This window comes from Halomonas sp. 707D4, from assembly GCF_024158685.1.
Taxonomy (GTDB): Bacteria; Pseudomonadota; Gammaproteobacteria; order Pseudomonadales; family Halomonadaceae; genus Vreelandella.
The window spans coordinates 1-1,842 of sequence record NZ_JAMZBD010000550.1 but is presented as its reverse complement, the minus strand read 5'-3'; the positions used below and the strand labels follow the sequence as shown (position 1 = coordinate 1,842).

Annotated in this window: 3 protein-coding genes; 1 reads left to right on the top strand and 2 read right to left on the bottom strand. The window is 69.8% G+C overall.

The annotated features are described in order from the left end of the window. Window positions 1–444, bottom strand: a 444-nt coding sequence (locus BIS11_RS16445; RefSeq protein WP_253586568.1) for a protein adenylyltransferase SelO family protein, incomplete at its 3' end; no start/stop codon positions are given. Between the two features lie 70 nt (window positions 445–514). Here BIS11_RS16445 and BIS11_RS16440 point away from each other — a divergent pair. After that, window positions 515–1,117 carry a DNA-3-methyladenine glycosylase gene (locus BIS11_RS16440; protein ID WP_253426814.1) on the top strand — a complete coding sequence of 201 codons (603 nt, stop codon included), beginning with the start codon at window positions 515–517 and terminating at the stop codon, window positions 1,115–1,117. Here BIS11_RS16440 and BIS11_RS16435 read toward each other — a convergent pair. Next, a partial coding sequence (locus BIS11_RS16435; protein WP_253586567.1) for an NAD-dependent protein deacetylase occupies window positions 1,114–1,842 on the bottom strand: 729 nt, incomplete at its 5' end. The genes BIS11_RS16440 and BIS11_RS16435 overlap by 4 nt on opposite strands.

The following is a 1,842-nucleotide window of genomic DNA, read 5'->3' as shown; positions in this document are numbered from 1 at the left end:
CAGCGCCCGGGTGGTGGGCACGCCCACGGCAGCCATGAACTCGCTGACCAGGTACTCGCGCAGCACCGGCCCGAGCGGCGAGCGACCATCGCCACCGCGAGAGAACGGTGTGCGCCCGCTGCCCTTGAGCTGGATATCGAAGCGCTTGCCCCGGGCGTCCACCACCTCGCCCAGCAAAAGTGCCCGGCCATCGCCGAGCTGGGGCACGAAGTTGCCGAACTGGTGCCCGGCGTAGCCCAGCGCCACGGGCCTTGCCCCGGGCGGCGGCGTGTTGCCGCTGAACCACGCGGCGAGCGTGGCGTCGTCCGGCACCGCATCGACGCCGAGGCGCCGGGCGAGCGGCGCGTTGAAGGCGATCAGCTCGGGCGTGGCGACGCCGGCAGGGTCGCAGGCGACCCAGAGCGGCTCGGGAAGCGTGGTGTAATCATGTTCGAATGTCAGCACGGTGGCCTCCGCTTTCAATCCTTTGCATGGGCTAATACCCTAGCATCTGACTCAAGTATAAGGCGATATCATGCCCCTTTCCGACCACGCGCCGCTGCCGCGCGCGTTCTTCGACCGCGACACCCTGCTCGTTACCCGAGAGCTTCTGGGCTGTCGCCTGGTGCGCCGGGTGAACGGCGAGCTCGTCGCCGCCACCATCGTCGAGACCGAGGCGTATCGCGGCGCGATGGATACCGCCTGCCACGCCCACCGCCGCGAGACGCCGCGCACCCGGGCGATGTTCGGCCCGCCGGGCCACGCCTATGTCTACCTGGTGTACGGCATGCACTGGCTACTGAACATCGTCACCGAGCCAGAAGGCAGCCCCTGCGCGGTGCTGGTGCGCGCGGTCGAGCCATACGTCAACGAGGACGCCATGCGCCGCATTCGCCCGGTGAAAAACCGCGAGCTCTCCAACGGGCCGGGCAAGCTGACCCGGGCGCTGGCCATCGACAAGACGCTTTACGGCGAGGACATGACCCGCCCGAACCAGCTCTGGGTGGTGAAGGGTGACGCCCCGGGCGCGATTTCCAGCGGCCCCCGGGTGGGTATCGACTACGCCGCCCCGGCGGATCGCGATGCTCCCTGGCGGCTGTGGATCACCGACAACCCCTGGGTCTCGAAGGCGCGTTAAGGTGCGGCGGCCACCGCGTCACGCGCGTCGAGGCAGGCCAGGGCATGAGCCAGCACCGGGGTAAGCGGCGCGCGCCACTGGTGGGACAGCAGGTGATCCGCCCGGGTCACGCCGAGCGACAGCGACGCCACGGGCAGCCCCAGGGCGTAGGCCTCGCGGCAGAAGCGATAGCCGGAGAACACCATGAGCGAGGTGCCCACGGCGAGCACCGCGCTTGCCCGGGCGAGCGCCGCCTGCGCCTTGAGGCGGCGCTCCTGGGGGACGACATCGCCGTAGTAGACCACGTCGGGCTTCAACACGCCGCCGCAGCGGGGGCAGTCGTAGACGCGAAAGCGCGAGAAGTCGGTTTCCAGATCCGCATCGCCATCCGGGGCGTGGGCGGCGTCCAGGGCGGCGAAGCGCGGATTCATGCGCGCCATCTCCGCGTGCATGGCGTAGCGCATCATCGCGTAGCCACAGCTCATGCAGCTGACCGTATCGGCGCGGCCGTGCAGGTCGATCACGCGTTTCGATCCCGCGCGCTGGTGCAGCCGGTCGACGTTCTGGGTCACCAGCAGCTCGATGAAGCCACGCGCCTCCAGCGCCGCCAGCACGCGATGCGCGCCGCCGACCTGGGCGCTGCCCAGGGCCTTGAAGCCGATCAGCGCCCGGGCCCAGTAGCGCTTTCGCACGTCAAGGCTCGCCATGAAATCGCCGTGCTGCACCGGCGGTGAGCGCTTCCACTG

Excerpts from the sequence above, each read along its gene's own strand:
- BIS11_RS16440 (WP_253426814.1), top strand. The coding sequence starts at position 515 with ATGCCCCTTTCCGACCACGCGCCGCTGCCGCGCGCGTTCTTCGACCGC.